15 protein-coding genes are annotated in these 15,813 nt (G+C 62.5%); 4 read left to right on the top strand and 11 right to left on the bottom strand.

From position 1 onward, the window contains the following. Positions 1-5: 5 nt before the first annotated feature. The 3 genes from astD to EKL15_RS14350 are packed head-to-tail and all read right to left on the bottom strand — an operon-like array spanning position 6 to position 3,779. Positions 6-1,478, bottom strand: coding sequence for a succinylglutamate-semialdehyde dehydrogenase (gene astD / locus EKL15_RS14360; protein ID WP_203090074.1), 1,473 nt, complete (start codon positions 1,476-1,478; stop codon positions 6-8). After that, the gene (gene astA, locus EKL15_RS14355; RefSeq protein WP_038877029.1) at positions 1,478-2,512 is read right to left on the bottom strand and encodes an arginine N-succinyltransferase; all 1,035 of its coding nucleotides are present in this window, start codon (positions 2,510-2,512) and stop codon (positions 1,478-1,480) included. Before astA ends, astD begins: the two co-directional genes overlap by 1 nt. 52 nt (positions 2,513-2,564) lie before the next feature. Then, positions 2,565-3,779: an aspartate aminotransferase family protein gene (locus EKL15_RS14350; RefSeq protein ID WP_070914693.1), complete on the bottom strand. Its 1,215-nt coding sequence runs from the start codon at positions 3,777-3,779 to the stop codon at positions 2,565-2,567. A gap of 665 nt (positions 3,780-4,444) precedes the next feature. Here EKL15_RS14350 and EKL15_RS14345 point away from each other — a divergent pair. Then, complete coding sequence (locus EKL15_RS14345) at positions 4,445-5,419, top strand: alpha/beta hydrolase (protein WP_203089839.1); 975 nt, start codon at positions 4,445-4,447, stop codon at positions 5,417-5,419. Between the two features lie 2 nt (positions 5,420-5,421). On the opposite strand, the gene EKL15_RS14340 is transcribed toward EKL15_RS14345, so the two are convergent. The 6 genes from EKL15_RS14340 to EKL15_RS14315 form a co-directional block, all read right to left on the bottom strand. After that, complete coding sequence (locus EKL15_RS14340) at positions 5,422-6,390, bottom strand: ABC transporter ATP-binding protein (protein WP_060424011.1); 969 nt, start codon at positions 6,388-6,390, stop codon at positions 5,422-5,424. Continuing rightward, positions 6,380-7,366 (bottom strand): ABC transporter ATP-binding protein, encoded by a 987-nt coding sequence (locus EKL15_RS14335; protein WP_203089836.1) that lies wholly within the window; start codon positions 7,364-7,366, stop codon positions 6,380-6,382. Before EKL15_RS14335 ends, EKL15_RS14340 begins: the two co-directional genes overlap by 11 nt. Further along, the gene (gene opp4C / locus EKL15_RS14330; protein WP_203089833.1) at positions 7,363-8,313 is read right to left on the bottom strand and encodes an oligopeptide ABC transporter permease; all 951 of its coding nucleotides are present in this window, start codon (positions 8,311-8,313) and stop codon (positions 7,363-7,365) included. Before opp4C ends, EKL15_RS14335 begins: the two co-directional genes overlap by 4 nt. A 4-nt stretch (positions 8,314-8,317) precedes the next feature. Then, on the bottom strand, positions 8,318-9,274 hold the full coding sequence (locus EKL15_RS14325; protein WP_048234726.1) for an ABC transporter permease: 957 nt from the start codon (positions 9,272-9,274) through the stop codon (positions 8,318-8,320). Positions 9,275-9,322: 48 nt separating this feature from the next. Beyond that, complete coding sequence (locus tag EKL15_RS14320) at positions 9,323-10,978, bottom strand: ABC transporter substrate-binding protein (protein WP_238423719.1); 1,656 nt, start codon at positions 10,976-10,978, stop codon at positions 9,323-9,325. Positions 10,979-11,165: 187 nt separating this feature from the next. Beyond that, positions 11,166-12,584 carry a PLP-dependent aminotransferase family protein gene (locus tag EKL15_RS14315; protein ID WP_060424120.1) on the bottom strand — a complete coding sequence of 473 codons (1,419 nt, stop codon included), beginning with the start codon at positions 12,582-12,584 and terminating at the stop codon, positions 11,166-11,168. A 144-nt stretch (positions 12,585-12,728) separates the two neighbouring features. On the opposite strand from EKL15_RS14315, the gene EKL15_RS14310 reads away from it, so the two are divergent. The 3 genes from EKL15_RS14310 to EKL15_RS14300 are packed head-to-tail and all read left to right on the top strand — an operon-like array spanning position 12,729 to position 15,306. Continuing rightward, positions 12,729-14,129 (top strand): cytochrome ubiquinol oxidase subunit I, encoded by a 1,401-nt coding sequence (locus tag EKL15_RS14310; RefSeq protein WP_004934615.1) that lies wholly within the window; start codon positions 12,729-12,731, stop codon positions 14,127-14,129. A 2-nt stretch (positions 14,130-14,131) separates the two neighbouring features. Further along, positions 14,132-15,139, top strand: a complete 1,008-nt coding sequence (gene cydB, locus EKL15_RS14305) for a cytochrome d ubiquinol oxidase subunit II (RefSeq protein WP_049202081.1) — start codon at positions 14,132-14,134, stop codon at positions 15,137-15,139. 14 nt (positions 15,140-15,153) lie between these two features. Next, entirely contained in the window at positions 15,154-15,306 is a 153-nt protein-coding gene (locus EKL15_RS14300; RefSeq protein ID WP_071605360.1) for a DUF2474 domain-containing protein, read from the top strand. A 9-nt stretch (positions 15,307-15,315) separates the two neighbouring features. Here the strand turns inward: EKL15_RS14300 and EKL15_RS14295 are convergent, their stop codons facing one another. Together EKL15_RS14295 and EKL15_RS14290 are read right to left on the bottom strand one after the other, a co-directional pair. Then, on the bottom strand, positions 15,316-15,582 hold the full coding sequence (locus EKL15_RS14295; protein ID WP_060424021.1) for a hypothetical protein: 267 nt from the start codon (positions 15,580-15,582) through the stop codon (positions 15,316-15,318). Continuing rightward, complete coding sequence (locus EKL15_RS14290) at positions 15,579-15,803, bottom strand: hypothetical protein (RefSeq protein ID WP_004934623.1); 225 nt, start codon at positions 15,801-15,803, stop codon at positions 15,579-15,581. Before EKL15_RS14290 ends, EKL15_RS14295 begins: the two co-directional genes overlap by 4 nt. Positions 15,804-15,813: the final 10 nt, after the last annotated feature.

Here is a 15,813-nt window from a genome sequence, read left to right as displayed (position 1 = left end):
GACGATTAACGGAACGCCAAGCCCGGCGAGAGCGTCGTCGGCAGCGACAGGCTTTCACTTTCCAGCGAAGCCATCGGCCAGGCGCAATAGTCCGCCGCATAGAAGGCGCTTGGGCGATGGTTGCCGGAGGCCCCCACGCCACCGAACGGCGCCGCGCTGGACGCCCCGGTCAGCGGCTTGTTCCAGTTGACGATGCCGGCGCGCGCTTCCAGCAGCAATCGCTCGAACAGCTCGCGCTGCGGCGATACCAGCCCCACCGACAGGCCGTAGCGCGTCCGGTTGGCCAGCTGCAGCGCCTCGTCGAAATCGCGGTAACGCACGATGGTGGTCAACGGCCCGAAATACTCTTCGTCCGGTACGCCGGCCACGCCGGTCAGATCGACGATGCCCGGGCTGAGCAGCGAGCTGCCCGGCTCCAGCAGGCGCATGGTCAGCAGCGATTTGCCGCCTAGCGCCAGCAAGTGCTGCTGCGCTTTCAGCATGTTTTCCGCTGCGGCTGCCGACACCACCCCGCCCATGAACGGCTGCGGTTCGGCATCCCAGCGGCCGACCCGCAGTTCGCCCGCCACCTGGACCAGACGCGCGATAAAGGCATCGCCTTCGGCCCCCTGCTTCACCAGAATACGGCGTGAACAGGTGCAGCGTTGGCCGGCGGAGATAAACGCCGATTGGATAGCCAGGTTGACCGCCGCATCGCGATCGTCGAAAGCGTCGACGATCAGCGCGTTGTTGCCGCCCATCTCCAGCGCCAGGATCTTCTCCGGCTGCCCCGCCAGTTGGCGATGCAGGTGATAGCCGGTGCCGGCGCTGCCGGTGAACAGCAGGCCGTCGATATCCGCGCTGGCCGCCAGCGCTTCGCCGGTCTCGCGGCCGCCTTGCACCAGGTTGATCACCCCGTCCGGCAGACCGGCCTGCAGCCACAGCTTGAGGGTCTCCTCGGCGGTCAGGGGCGTCAGCTCGCTCGGTTTGAATACCACGCAGTTACCGGCCAACAGCGCCGGCACGATATGGCCGTTCGGCAGATGGCCGGGGAAGTTGTAAGGCCCGAACACCGCCAGCACGCCGTGCGGACGATGGCGCAGCACCGAAGCGCCGTCGGCCATCGCCGTCTGGCTAAAGCCGGTGCGCGTCTGATAGGCCTGCAGCGAAATGCCCACCTTGCCGATCATCGCCTGAATTTCGGTCAGCGTTTCCCAGCGCGGTTTGCCGGTCTCGCGGCTGATGGTTTCCGCCAGCGACTGCTTGTGTTCTTCCAGCAAGGCGGCGAAGCGTTTTACCAGCTGTTCACGCTGCTCGAACGGCGTACGTGCCCAGGCCGGGAACGCGGCACGCGCGGCTTCGCAGGCGGCGGCAACGTCATCGCCGTCGGCGGCGTTGGCTCGCCACAGCGGCTGGTTGCCGACCGGATCGGCTTTGCCGAACTCGGCGCCGCGGCCCTGCCGCCAGACGCCGTTAATCAACAGTGCTGGATGGGACATCATGCTTTCTCCTGTGCAATAAGGGGGAGCACCCGCACCGGGCTGCCCTGCTCGACGCCCAGCGCCGCGGCGGTGGCGGCGTTGATATGCAGGCGGTCGTCATACAGATCGGCATTGACCAACAGTGCGCGGTAGTTCTGATAGTTGTCGTTGGCCACCAGATGCACCGGCGCATCGGCGCGCATCGGCGTGTCATCCAGCACCACTTTCACCAGGCGGCTCTGCTTCACCGCGCGGATGTGGTCGATTTCGGCTTCCAGCGTCGGGCCACCGTCGAAGATATCGACGTAGCCCTGATAGCTCAGGCCTTCCGCCTCCAGCAAGCGGCGCGCCGGCAGGGTTTGCGGGTGCACCTCGCCGATCACCTTCTGCGCGTCTTCGGCCAGGAAATCGACATACAGCGGATGTTTCGGCATCAGCTCGGCGATAAACGCCTTCTGCCCGGTGCCGCTCAGGTAGTCCGCCTTGGCAAACTCGATGGAGAAGAAATGGTGGCCGACGCTCTCCCAGAACGGCGAACGGCCGTTTTCATCGGAGAAACCGCGCATCTCGGCGATCAGGCGCCGTGAGAAGCGCTCGCGGAACGCGGCAATAAACAGGAAACGCACCTTCGACAGCAGCTTGCCGTTCTCGCCGTGACGATAATCCGGATCGAGGAACAGCGTGCACAGCTCCGAATGGCCGGTATGGTCGTTGCTGAGGAACAGCGTCGGCACCGATTTATAGACGTTCAGCTGTTTGGAAGCGTGCACCTGCGTGCCGACGCGGAAGCTGTACCAGGGTTCCGCCAGGCCGACGGCCACTTCGATCGCACAGACACCCACCGCCTGCCGGCGCTCGCTGTCCTCCAACACGAACAAATAACACTGATCACTTTGCGGAAGTTCGCCTTGCCAGGTTTTTAACGCCCGCTCAATGCGTGCCGACAGGGTATCTTCATTTTGCGGCAGTGAAGTGAGACCGATGCCGGATTTACCGGCAAGCGTCAGTAAATCCGCCAGATCGCGACGCTCTATAGGGCGAATAATCATCATAATGCGAACCTCTTCTGAATCAGGCTGCGCCGGTGAAGGCGCAGCCCGCTGATTAGCTGCAAATGCGCGCCACGGCGCGCGCGAATCGCGCCAGCCCCTCTTTCACATCCTGCTCAGGGATGATCAGCGACGGCGTGAAACGCACCACGTCCGGGCCGGCGATCAGCGCGATAACGCCTTCTTCATTGGCCAGCTGGGTGATCTGCTTCGCTTTGCCGGCATAGTCTTTCGTCAATTGGCAGCCGATCAGCAAACCGCCGCCGCGAATCTCGGCGAAAATCGGATACTGGCGGTTGATGTCGTTCAACCCGTCGATAAACCACTGGTGACGCTGTTTGACGCCTTCCAGCACTTCCGGGGTGTTGATGATGGAGAACACCGCCCCCGCCACCGCCGTCGCCAGCGGGTTGCCGCCGTAGGTCGTGCCGTGGGTGCCGACGCCCAGCGTTTTCGCCAGCGCATCGGTGGTCAGCATGGCGCCGATCGGGAAGCCGCCGCCCAGCGCTTTGGCCGTGGTCAGCACATCAGGCACCACGCCGTACTGCATGTAGGCATACAGGTGGCCGGTGCGGCCGACGCCGGTCTGCACTTCGTCGAAGATCAGCAGCGCATTATGGCGATCGCACAGTTCACGCAGCCCCTGCAGGAAACTGGCTTCCGCCGGCAGCACGCCGCCTTCGCCCTGGATAGGCTCGACGATCACCGCACAGGTGCGATCGTTGATAAGCTCGGCCGCCGCGGCCAGATCGTTATACGGCGTATGGGTGATGCCGCCTGGCAGCGGTGCAAAGTCCTGCGAATATTTTGGCTGGCCACCGGCGGACACCGTAAACAGCGTACGGCCGTGGAACGCGTTGTTGAACGCCACAATCTGATCTTTACCGGCGCCGTGCTGGTCGTGCGCATGCTTGCGCGCCAGTTTCAGCGCCGCTTCGTTGGCTTCGGCGCCCGAGTTACAGAAGAACACCTTGTCGGCGAAGGTGGCGTCGATCAGCTTTTTGGCCAGGCGCAGCACCGGTTCGTTGGTATAGCCATTGCCCAGATGCCACAGTTTGCCCGCCTGCTCCACCAGCGCCGCCTTGACCGCTGGGTGCGCATGCCCCAACGCGTTAACCGCAATGCCGCCGGCGAAATCGATGTAAGACTTACCCTGCTGATCCCACACCTGCGATCCTTCTCCCCGCACCAGAATAAAATCGGCAGGGGCATAAACCGGGACCATCCAGTCATCGAAAGACTGGCGGGTAACTGCGATTGGCTGTTCCATAGTGACCTCATAATCTCAGCAAAGGCTGAATTTTGACTGTAAGGACCGCTCACGCCCGGCTAGGCCGCCACAATGCAAAAAAACCGTTGTTCAAAACCGACTTTCCCGGCGGAGAAAATGCTGTCCCTTACCGCTGATTTAGAAACAAATCTGTTACATAAAATCGGTTTTTCACTATTTATGGCGTATATCCGGTCCCTGAGCGGGGAGTAAATGTTAACGAGCAGTTAAAATACATGTCGTTTGATAAAGAGTGTAGAGCAGCTATCGTGCCAAAACGGGTTTTTTGCCGGATTTTGCTATTTTTTACGTTAAAACAACGGCTTATAGTGAATATTTATTCATTTTCTATGCATTGGTAATGCATAAATTAAAAAATAAGGCCTAAAATCATCATTGCGCGCGAAATCCTATTCAATTACGAAAAACTTCAGGATTTCTGATCGGGCTCGCAAAAATAATTTCCCCCCCTTTGCTCGCTATCACACTTTTTGCCCCCATCGGGTGCAGCGGTGCGCCAAAATCGTGCAACGCGGCAGCGACGCAGAGATCTCCTCCGCCATGCTCCCGCAACAGGGCCGCGCTGACCGTGGCTCCTGCTTTGTGCGCCAGCGTCTACACTGTGATCCTGACCGCCCCTTCTCTTCTGCGCACAAGGAGTCACCATGCCCAAGAAAACCGTCGATCTCAGCCAGCCGCACGCCCAGCACAACATCCGCGCGTTTCTCGACGCGCTGAATGCCGGCGGCGGTAAACCCATGGAACAGATGAAGCCCAAAGAGGCGCGCAGGGTCTTGGAGGACGCGCAGCGCAGCGTCGAGGTGCCGCTGCGCGAGGTCGAGATCAGCGAGAAAACCATTCACGTAGAAGGTCAGGATATTCTGTTGCAGCTGGTGCGGCCGGCCAGGGTCAAAGAGGCGTTGCCGGTATTCATGTTCTTTCACGGCGGTGGCTGGGTGCTGGGCGATTTCCCCACCCATGAACGGCTGGTGCGCGATCTGGTGCACAGCTCAGGCGCGGCGGCGGTGTTCGTCAACTATCCCCGTTCACCGGAGGTGCGCTACCCTGAGGCGATCAACCTGGCTTACGCCGCCACCGAATGGGTGGCCGAGTACGGCGAGAAGATCAACGTCGACGGTTCGCGGCTGGCGGTGGTCGGCAACAGCGCCGGCGGCAATATGGCGACGGTGGTCAGCCTGATGGCCAAAGAGAAAGGCATACCGGCGCTGCGTTGCCAGATCCTGCTGTGGCCCGTCACCCGCGCCCAGTTTGATACCGACTCCTATCATCAGTTCGCCGAAGGCCATTTCCTGACTCGCAACATGATGAAGTGGTTTTGGGACAGTTACGCGCCCGATAAGGCGCAGCGCAAAGACATCTACGCCTCGCCGCTCAACGCTACGCCGGAACAGCTGCGGGGTTTGCCGCCGGCGCTGGTGCAAACCGCCGAGCTGGACGTGCTGCGCGATGAGGGCGAAGCCTACGCGCGTCTGCTCGATGCCGCCGGCGTCGAGGTCACCTCCACCCGCTATAACGGGCTGATCCACGACTACGGCCTGTTGAATCCGCTCGCCCACGTCCCGGCGGTGCATTCGGCGATCCACCAGGCCGGGCGCGCGTTGAAGCACTACCTGTCCTGACGCTAGCCGACCACATGGCACGCCACCTGATGACCGGGCGCCACGCTGCGCAGGCGCGGCGCCTGTTCACGGCACTGCGCCGTGGCCTGCGGGCAGCGCGGATGAAAACGGCAGCCGTGCGGCGGGTTGGCGGGATTGGGCGGCTCGCCGCTTGCTGCCCGCGGCAGCGAGCGATGCACATCCAGCGTCGGCACCGCCGCCAGCAAGGCCTGCGTGTAGGGATGCAGCGGCCGGCGAAATAACGCATCGCGGTCGGCACTCTCGACGATCTGCCCCAGGTACATCACCGCCACGTCCTGACACAGGTGCTCTACCACGCCGAGATCGTGCGAAATAAACAGCAGCGTCACCCCCTGCCGTTCCTGCAAATCGGAAAACAGATTGATGATCTGCGCCTGAATCGACACGTCGAGCGCCGATATCGGTTCGTCGGCGACGATAAACTCCGGCTGCAGGATCAGCGCGCGCGCGATGCCGATGCGCTGGCGCTGGCCACCGGAAAACTCATGCGGAAACCGCCCGTAATGCTGTGGAGACAGCCCGCAGATCGACAGGGTATCGAGCACTCGCTCGCGCAGTTCCGCCTTGCTCGCCAGGCCGTGCTGCAACAGCGCTTCGCCGATGGCGTCGCCCACGCGCAGGCGCGGATTCAGCGAGCTGTACGGATCCTGAAACACCAGCTGCATTTTCGGCCGCAGGGCGCGCAACGCCTCTTTGCTCAGGCTATCCAACGCCTGCCCTTTGAACATCACCTCGCCGGCGGTTTTGTCGTGCAGGCCGAGCAGCGTGCGGCCAACGGTGGTTTTGCCGCTGCCGGACTCGCCCACCAGCCCGAAAATGCGGCCCTTGCGAATGCTGAAGCTGACGTCGTCCACCGCCTTCAGCTGGCCGGTGGTTCGCCCGAACAGCCCGTCGCGCAGCGGGAAATATTTCTTTAATCCTTTCACTTCCACCAGAGGTTCAATCGACATGCGAGCGCCCTCCCGCGTTGAGGAAACAGGCGGACTGGCGCTGCGGTGTGCCGTACAGCGGCGGAATGCCATCGCGGCAGCGAGCGGAGGCCTGCGCACAGCGCTCGGCAAACGCACAGTGTTCAGGCAAGCGCGCCAGATCCGGCACCTGGCCGGGAATGGAATACAGACGGCGGAGCCGCTGGCCCGGCACCGGCCGCGAGGCGATCAGCCCCTGAGTATAAGGATGCCGCGGCTCGGCCAACACTTCCCGGGTCGTGCCCTGCTCGACGACGCGCCCGGCGTACATCACCGCCAGCCGGTCCGTCATCTGGGCGATCACCCCGAGATCGTGGGTGATCAAGATCATCGCCATGTTGTGTCGCCGGCTCTGCTCGCGCAGCAACGCCAGGATCTGCGCCTGTACCGTGACGTCGAGCGCCGTGGTCGGCTCATCGGCGATCAGCAGCGCCGGGCGGCATCCGATCGCCATGGCGATCATCACGCGCTGCAGCATGCCACCGGACAGTTGATGCGGGTAGCAGCGCATCAGCGCCTCCGCGCGCGCCAACCCCACTTCCGTCAAGAGTTGAATCGCCTGACCCCAGGCCGCTTTCGGCGACAGGGCCAGGTGGCGAATCAGCGGCTCCACCAGCTGTTCGCCGAGGGTCAACACCGGATTGAGCGCGCTCATTGGCTCCTGAAAGATCATCGCCAGCCGGTTGCCGCGCAGATCGGCCATCTTTGATGCCCGTAGCGACAGCAGGTTCTGCCCTTCAAAGCGAATTTCACCGCCGTCTACCTGCGCCAACGGCTGCGGCAGCAGCCCCATCAGCGCCATGGCGGTCACGCTTTTGCCGCAGCCCGACTCGCCGACGATCCCCAGCGTTTGCCCGGCCTGCAGCTCCAGGCTGACCTGCTGCACCGCCCGCACCGGCCCTTGCTCTCCCTGAAACGACACCGACAGTCGATCGAACGCCACCAGCGGTTGGCTCATCGTGTTACCCCGTTCATTTTCGGATCGAGCGCGTCCCGCAGACCGTCGCCCAAGATATTGATCGCCACCACGGTGACGAAGATCGCCAGCCCCGGCGGCATCCACAGCCAGGGGCGGCGCTGAAAGTCGATCAGGCTGTTGGCGGCATCCATCATGTTGCCCCACGATGGCGTCGGCGGCACCACGCCCAGCCCGAGGTAGCTCAACGCCGATTCGCTGAGAATGGCGTTAGCCACCGCCATGGTGGCCACCACCACCAAAATCGGCACGGTGTTGGGCAGCAGATGGCCGAACAGACGCCGCCGGGTGGAGAACCCCAGCACCTCGGTGGCCAGCATGAAATCCCGCTCGCGCAGCGACAGGATCTGGCCGCGCACCAGCCGCGCCAGCGACGGCCAGCCCAGCAGGCTCAGCATGATCATCACCATGTAGATGCGGTAGTCCGGCGAGACGTCGAGCTCGGTCAGCATCGCCCCCATGATGATCAGCAGCGGCAGGCCGGGAATGGTCATCAGCAGATCGGCGAAGCGCATGATCAGCCTGTCCGCCACGCCGCCCAAATAACCGGCGAGCGCCCCCAGCACATAGCCCAGCGTCACCGACAGCAGCATCGACACCAGGCCGATGGTCAGCGATATCCGCCCCGCCAGCAGCAGCCGGGTGCAGATATCGCGGCCGAGAAAGTCGGTGCCCAACCAGTGCGCGCCGCTCGGCGCCTGATTGATATTCAGCACATCGCCGGCGTCGTCGCGCCACGGCGACAGCGACGGCCCAATCAGGCACAGCAACACCAACAGCACCAGCAACGCCAGCGAGATCATCGCCGGCCGGTGGCGACGCAGACGTCGCCAGGCCTGCGCGGCGGGCGGCGGCGACAGTTGCGCCAGCGCGGGCAGCTGGGCCTGACGCCAGCGGCGGCGACGGCCGAAAAACAACGTAGCCAACATAGCGTTACCTCAAACGAATGCGCGGGTCGGCATAGGCGTACAGAATGTCCGCCAGCAGATTGCCGAGAATGGTCAGGGCCGCCAGAAACAGCGTGAACCCCATCAATACCGGGTAATCACGCGCCGCCAACGAGTCGATATGGATATGTCCGGCGCCCGGCCAGTTGAAGATTTTTTCGGTGATCAGCGCGCCGGAGAACAATCCCGGCAGCTCGAACCCCAGCAGGGTGACGATCGGCAACAGCGCATTGCGCAGCGCGTGTTTGAGGATCACCGTTTTCTCCCTGAGCCCCTTGGCGCGCGCGGTGCGGATATAGTCCATGCGGATCACGTCCAGCATGCTGGCGCGGAAATAGCGCGTCAGGCTGCCGGCCTGCAGCATCACCAGCGCCAGCACCGGCAGCAGCAGGTGCGCCGCCACCTCCAGCGCCCAGGCCAGCCCGCTCGCTTCGCTGCCGGTGCGCAGCATGCCGCCCGCCGGCAGCCAGTGCAGATCGACGGCGAACCATTTGATCAGCAGCAGACACAGGAAGAACGTCGGAAACGACATGGCGGCGAACACCGCCACGGTGATCAGATGATCGAACAGCGAATAGGGTTTCATCGCCGAGATCACCCCCACCGCCAGCGCAATGCCCCAATACAGCACCATCGCCACCGCCGCCAGCAGGAACGAGTTCCAGATGTATTGGTTCAGCAGCGTGCTGACCGGGATCTGATACTGCAGCGAAAAACCGAGATCGCCCTGCAACAGCCGGCCGAGCCAGTGCAGGTAGCGGCTGAACAACGGCTGATCCAACCCGTACAGCGCCCGCAGCTCGGCGGCGCGTTGCGCGGTCAGGTTGATATTGCCGTCGATAAAGTCGCCGGGCGCCAGGGCGAAGATGCAAAAAATCAGCAAGGAAGCCAACAACAGCATCGGGATAGTCTGCAACAGACGGCGCAGGATAAAGTTTCTCATCGCGATTTCCATCGCCGCCGCCCGGAGTGGCGCGGCGGCGTCAGGGCGTTACGGCGCCGGTTTGACGTTCGGCAGGCTGCCGACTAATCCGTTATAGATATCCGGTTTAAAGCCGGTGACGCGCGCGCTGCTGGCGCTCAAAATCTCGCGATTGCCGAGCAGGATCACCGGCGGATCGTCCGCCAGCGCCTGATACAGCTGGTGGTACAGCGGCTTACGCTGGGCGATATCCAGCGTGGCGTTGGCCCTGGCGATCAGCGTGTCTACCTGCGGGTTGTGATAACCGGTCTCGCTCTCGCGACTGATGAAATCGCGCACGCCGTCATGCGGATCGTTCAGCGTACTGGTGCTGAGGGACGCCAGGTCATAGTTGCCCGCCTTGCGCTGCGCCAGCAGCGCGTTGAAGTCCAATACCTGCGGTTTCAGCACCACGCCGAGCCGGCGGTAGTTGTCCTTGGCGATCGGCACCAGCGCGTCATTGATCAGCTTTTTGGTCACCAGCAGCGTCAGCTCCAGCTTTTTACCGTCTTTTTGCCGAATGCCGTCCGCGCCCACTCGCCAACCGGCCTCGTCCAACAGCTTCCCGGCCTTGTCGAGATCGTAAGCGTAGGGATTGATGCCGTTCGCATCATAGGCCCAGGAGATCGGCGAGATCGGCTGGTTGGCGACCTTGCCGTAACCCTGGTACACCACGGCGATCAGCCTTTGCCGATCCAGGCCGTAGATCAGCGCCTGGCGCACCCGTTTGTCCTGCAGCGCCGGGCGCTTGAGATTAAAGTCGATGCGGCTGTAATCGCTTGAGCTGTAGAGGTTGATATTGGCGAAGCCGAGCAGCTTGAGCTGTTCGATATCGTCCGGCTTGGCGGTAAAGGCGTCGTAGTCGGTCTCACCGGTCTGGAACAGCTGGAAGTTGGTGGCCGGGTTGGTGACGCGGTAGATAAAGCGCGCCATCGGCGGCGCACCGAGATAGAAGTTCGGGTTGGCGTGGAAGCGGATCTCCTGCCCCGGCACGTACTTGTCGTAAATATAGGGGCCGTTGCCGAGCGGCTTGCCGTTGAAGGCGCGCACGCCGTCGAGCTTGCCGCGCTGATAGTCTTTGCCGTAGTAAGCCCGCGACAGCACCGGGCCGCCGATCAGTTGCAGCGTAGTGGCGCCCGGTTGGGTGGTGACGATCTGAATGGTGCGATCGTCGATCACCTTCAGGCCGCTGATGCCGGCGGCGGTGCCGTTTTTATACTCGGCGCCACCCTGGATGTGCGCCGGCGTGATGTCGGTGTCGCCGTCATAGGCCGGATCGTGCAGCAGCGTCAGGGTAAAGGCGATATCGTCGGCCTTCAGCGGCGAGCCGTCGCTGTAGACCAGATTCGGCCGCAGCTTGATGGTGTAGGTCAGATTATCGGGGCTGACCTGCCAGGACTCCGCCAATCGCCCTTCCGGCTTGCCCTGGCTGTCCAGGCCGATCAGGCGGCTGAAGATCACGTCGGTCACGTTCTCGTCCCAGCCGTTGGTGAACAGATACGGGTTGAAAATCCCCTGCGGCTCCGAGATGCCCGCCACCACGGTGTCTTTACGCAGCTTGGCGGCGGCCGGCACCCGAGCAGCGTCGCTGGCCGGCGTGATGCCTTCGGCCAGCGTTTCCGCCTGCACGCCGGCGCTCAGCCCCAGCGCGCAGACCAGCGCCAGCGGCGTCAGCCGATAGCGCAACAGTTTGTTTAGCCTATTTTTTATTCCACTCACCCACTGCCCCTCGTCTTCCCGTTGATAAAAATGTGACAAAATTTATCGCAGAGTAATGGGCGGCTGGAGGGCTGTCTAACAACGAAACCGGCATTCCATTGCCGAAAAAAGCATTATGAATTTTTCTGGGGCGAAGCGCCGTGCAAAATGCGATTCAGCCTGCCGCCGCCAGCCCCCGAATAAGTTTGGCTAAGGTTTTGATCGCCTCTTCAAACCGATCGTTCCATTCAAAAGAGGCGTTGAGGCGGAAGCAGTGGTTGAAATGGTCGCCGGTCGTAAACATGCGCCCTGGCGCGATGCTGATCCCCCGGGAAAGGGCCTGCCGGTACAGTTCCATCGACGACAGCGCCGGATCCAGCTCCAGCCACAGGAAGTATCCGCCGTCGGGCTGGCTGACCTTCACTGTCGGCGGGAAATGGTGGGCAATCGCCTGACGCATCGCGCTTTGGCGCTGGGCCAGCAGCCGCCGCAGCCGCCGCAGATGGGTATCGTAGCCGCCGTGCAGCAGATAATCCGCCAGCGCCATTTGGGTCGGCACGCTGGTGGAAACGGTGCTCATCAGCTGCAAACGCTGGATCTGCTGCGCATAACGCCCCGCCGCCACCCAGCCGACGCGAAAGCCCGGCGCCAGGCATTTGGAAAACGACGAGCAATGCAGGATCTGGCCGCCGCTGTCGAGCGCCTTGGCCGGCAGCGGCCGTTCCGCGCTGAAGTACAGCTCACCGTAAACGTCATCTTCAATCAGCGAAATCTGTCGGTCGCGCAACAGCGCCACCAGACGCTGCTTGTTGGCCTCCGGCAGGGTGGCGCCCTGCGGGTTCTGGAAGTGGGTCATCAGCCAGCAGGCTTTGATCGGATACTGTTCCACCGCCTGCTGCAGCGCGTCCAGATCGATGCCGTCCTGCGGATGGGTGGCGATCGCCACCGCCTTTAACCGCAGCCGTTCCAGCGCCTGCAGCGCGCCGTAAAACGCCGGCGACTCGATCGCCACATAGTCGCCCGGCTGGGTCACCGCCTGCAGGCTGAGGCTGAGCGACTCCATCGCCCCGGCGGTGATGACGATTTCGTCCGGCGCGACCTGCATGCCGCTCAGCGCATAGCGTTGGGCGATGTGCCGCCGCAGCGCGTCGTTGCCCGGCGGCAGGTTGGCCAGCGAACTGTGCGGCGTGAACTTGCGCGCTACGCTGCTCAGCGCCCGCGCCAGCTTCGGCTGGGCGAACAGCGTGGCGTCGGGAAAGGCCGAACCGAAAGGCACGATATCCGGATCCTTGCAGGCCTGCAGCACGTCGAAAATAAAGGCGTTGATGTCCACCTGCTCGCTCAGCAACAGCTTCTCGCCGCGCGAAGGCTGGGGCAGCGGCTGCGGACGCGCCGCCACGTAGTAGCCCGACTGCGGCCGGGCGACGATCCACCCCTGGCTCTCCAGCAGTTGGTAAGACTGCACCACCGTCATCAGGCTCAACCCGGCGCGCTTGCCGCTCTCGCGCAGCGAAGGCAGCTTGTCGCCCGCCCGCCACACCCGGTTCTGGATCTGTTCTCTAATCTGCTGCGCAAGCTGCTCGTATCGGGTCATAACCATTAACTGTTATATGAAAAAGTAAAATAACTGTCACTATTATAGTTACTGTACTCCGTGCTTAACTTAACGCCAAGTATTTCACATAAAAATGACAGCTATACTCAAGAGGTTAATTTATGTTCAACCCTAGGAGGCGCCATGCTGGGTCTTGATGCACTGGAACTCGCCAGAATACAGTTCGCCTTCACCGTGTCTTTCCATATCATCTTCCCCGCCATCACCATCGGTTTAGCCAGCTATCTGGCGGTGCTGGAAGGGTTATGGTTGAAAACGCACAATGAAGCCTACCGCGAGCTTTACCATTTCTGGTCAAAGATTTTCGCCGTTAACTTCGGCATGGGTGTGGTGTCCGGGCTGGTGATGGCCTATCAGTTCGGCACCAACTGGAGCTTCTTCTCCGAGTTCGCCGGCAGCATTACCGGGCCGCTGCTGACCTATGAAGTGCTGACCGCCTTCTTCCTCGAAGCCGGTTTCCTCGGCGTGATGCTGTTCGGCTGGAACCGCGTCGGCCCCGGCCTGCACTTCTTCGCCACCTGTATGGTGGCGCTCGGCACGCTGATCTCCACCTTCTGGATCCTGGCCTCCAACAGCTGGATGCAGACGCCGCAGGGGCATGAAATCATCAACGGCCAGGTGGTGCCGGTCGACTGGCTGAAGGTGATCTTCAACCCGTCCTTCCCGTACCGCCTGCTGCACATGTCCACCGCCGCCTTCCTCTCCTCGGCGTTCTTCGTCGGCGCCTCCGCCGCCTGGCACCTGCTGCGCGGCCGCGATACCCCGGCGATGCGCAAGATGCTGTCGATGGCGATGTGGATGGCGCTGATCGTCGCGCCGGTGCAGGCGCTGATCGGCGATGCGCACGGCCTGAATACGCTGAAACACCAGCCGGCGAAGATCGCCGCCATTGAAGGCCACTGGGAAAACCCGCCGGGCGAAGCCACGCCGCTGATCCTGGTCGGTTGGCCGGACATGCAGCGCGAAGAGACCCGCTTCAAGCTGGAAGTGCCGTACCTCGGCAGCCTGATCCTGACCCACAGCCTGACCGAACAGGTGCCGGCGCTCAAATCCTTCCCGCCGGAAGATCGCCCCAACTCCACCGTAGTGTTCTGGTCGTTCCGCATCATGGTCGGGCTGGGCATGCTGATGATTCTGGCCGGGGTGTGGAGCCTGTGGCTGCGCTGGCGCGGCGGGCTGTATCAGTCGCGTCCGTTCCTGTACTTCATTCTGTGGATGGGCCCTTCCGGATTGCTGGCGCTGCTGGCGGGCTGGTTCACCACCGAGATCGGCCGCCAGCCGTGGGTGGTGTACGGCCTGCTGCGCACCAAGGACGCGGTCTCCGCGCACGGCGACCTGCACATGAGCATCAGCCTGCTGGCGTTCATCATCGTCTACTGCTCGGTGTTCGGCGTGGGGTATTCCTACATGATGCGCCTGATCCGCAAAGGGCCGCAGCCGCATGAACACCAAGAAGACAATACCGAGGGCCGCCCGGCACGTCCGCTTTCCGCGGTCAACGACACTCTGGACGACAGGAGCTGAACATGGGCATCGATCTTCCGCTGATTTGGTTTGTGATCATCGTGTTCAGCACCATGATGTACGTGGTGATGGACGGTTTTGACTTGGGCATCGGCATCCTGTTTCCGTGGGTGAAAGAGAGCGGCGACCGCGATCTGATGATGAACACCGTCGCCCCGGTGTGGGACGGCAATGAAACCTGGCTGGTACTGGGCGGCGCGGCGCTGTTCGGCGCCTTCCCGCTGGCCTACTCGGTGATCCTCGACGCGCTGGCGATCCCGCTGACGCTGATGCTGATCGGGCTGATTTTCCGCGGCGTGGCCTTCGAGTTTCGCTTCAAGGCGAAGCCGGAGAAACGCCATATCTGGGACAAGGCGTTCATCTGGGGCTCAATCTTCGCCACCTTCAGCCAGGGTGTGGTGGTAGGCGCCGTGATCAACGGCTTCCCGGTCGAAGGCCGCACCTACGCCGGCGGCGCGCTGGACTGGCTGACGCCGTTTGCGCTGTTCTGCGGGCTGGGGCTGGTGGTGACCTACGCCCTGCTCGGCTGTACCTGGCTGGTGATGAAAACCGCCGGTGACTTGCAGGCGCGCATGTATCACCTGGCGACGCCGCTGCTGGCGATCCTGTTGCTGGTGCTGGCCGCGGTCAGTATTTGGACGCCGATCGCGCATCCGGAAATCGCCGCCCGCTGGTTTACGCTGCCGAACCTGTTCTGGCTGCTGCCGGTGCCGGTGCTGGTGCTGCTCAGCGCCTGGGGGATTCAACGCGGGGTGAAACGCGGCGCGCACTACTCGCCGTTCATGCTGACGCTGCTGCTGGTATTTCTCGGCCTGAGCGGGCTTGGCATCAGCATCTGGCCGCACCTGATCCCGCCGGCCATCAGCCTGTGGGACGCCGCCGCCCCGCCGCAGAGCCTCGGCTTTATGCTGGTAGGCGCGCTGTTCATCATCCCGATCATTCTGGTCTACACCTTCTGGAGCTACTACGTGTTCCGCGGCAAGATCAGCCATGAACACGGCTATCACTGAGAAGGGAGGACGCTATGCAAGATAAAACGGCAACCGCCGCGCCGGCGCCCTGGTGGAAACGCATCGGTTGGCTGGTGATCATCTGGAGCGCCAGCGTGCTGGGGCTGTTCGTGGTCGCCTCGCTGTTCCGCCTGCTGATGACCGCGGCGGGCATGAAGTCGCATTGACGCGGCGCCTTATCTGGCCGCGCTGTTGGGAAAGTAGAAGGATACCACCAGCGTGACCAGCGGCAAGGCGCCGATCTTCACCAGTTCGAACGCTTGCCTCAGTGCTTCATTTTTGTCCCAATACGCGTGGGCGGCGAATACGCCCACGCTAACCGCGAATATCCCGCACAGCACCTGGCGCGCCAGGCGCAGCCGCTCCATTTCGTCGAAGACCAGCGAAGGATCCAAATACAACCTTTCAGCATCGAGCTGCGGGCGCTCATTTTGCGGCTTCATGGAAAAATCCCCACCACCACGGCGACTGCCTCCAGCCCCTCGTCGCTTTCACGCACGATACCGAGGCGGGAACCATCCTGTTTCATCCACTCACGGTCGGCAATCGTCATTAAAGCAAACGCCAGCCGTATGACGTCGGTTTTGGCCATCCCGTGACGCCGGGCAATATCGTTCAAACTGTCGTCGATTTCATTGGATAACCGAATCGGCAAGCTGCGCATAGTCCACCTC

The organism is Serratia sp. 4542 (assembly GCF_016805595.1).
Lineage (GTDB): Bacteria > Pseudomonadota > Gammaproteobacteria > Enterobacterales > Enterobacteriaceae > Serratia > Serratia nevei.
The sequence above is the reverse complement of the archived record's forward strand: the minus strand, read 5'-3'. Positions and strand labels throughout refer to the sequence as shown.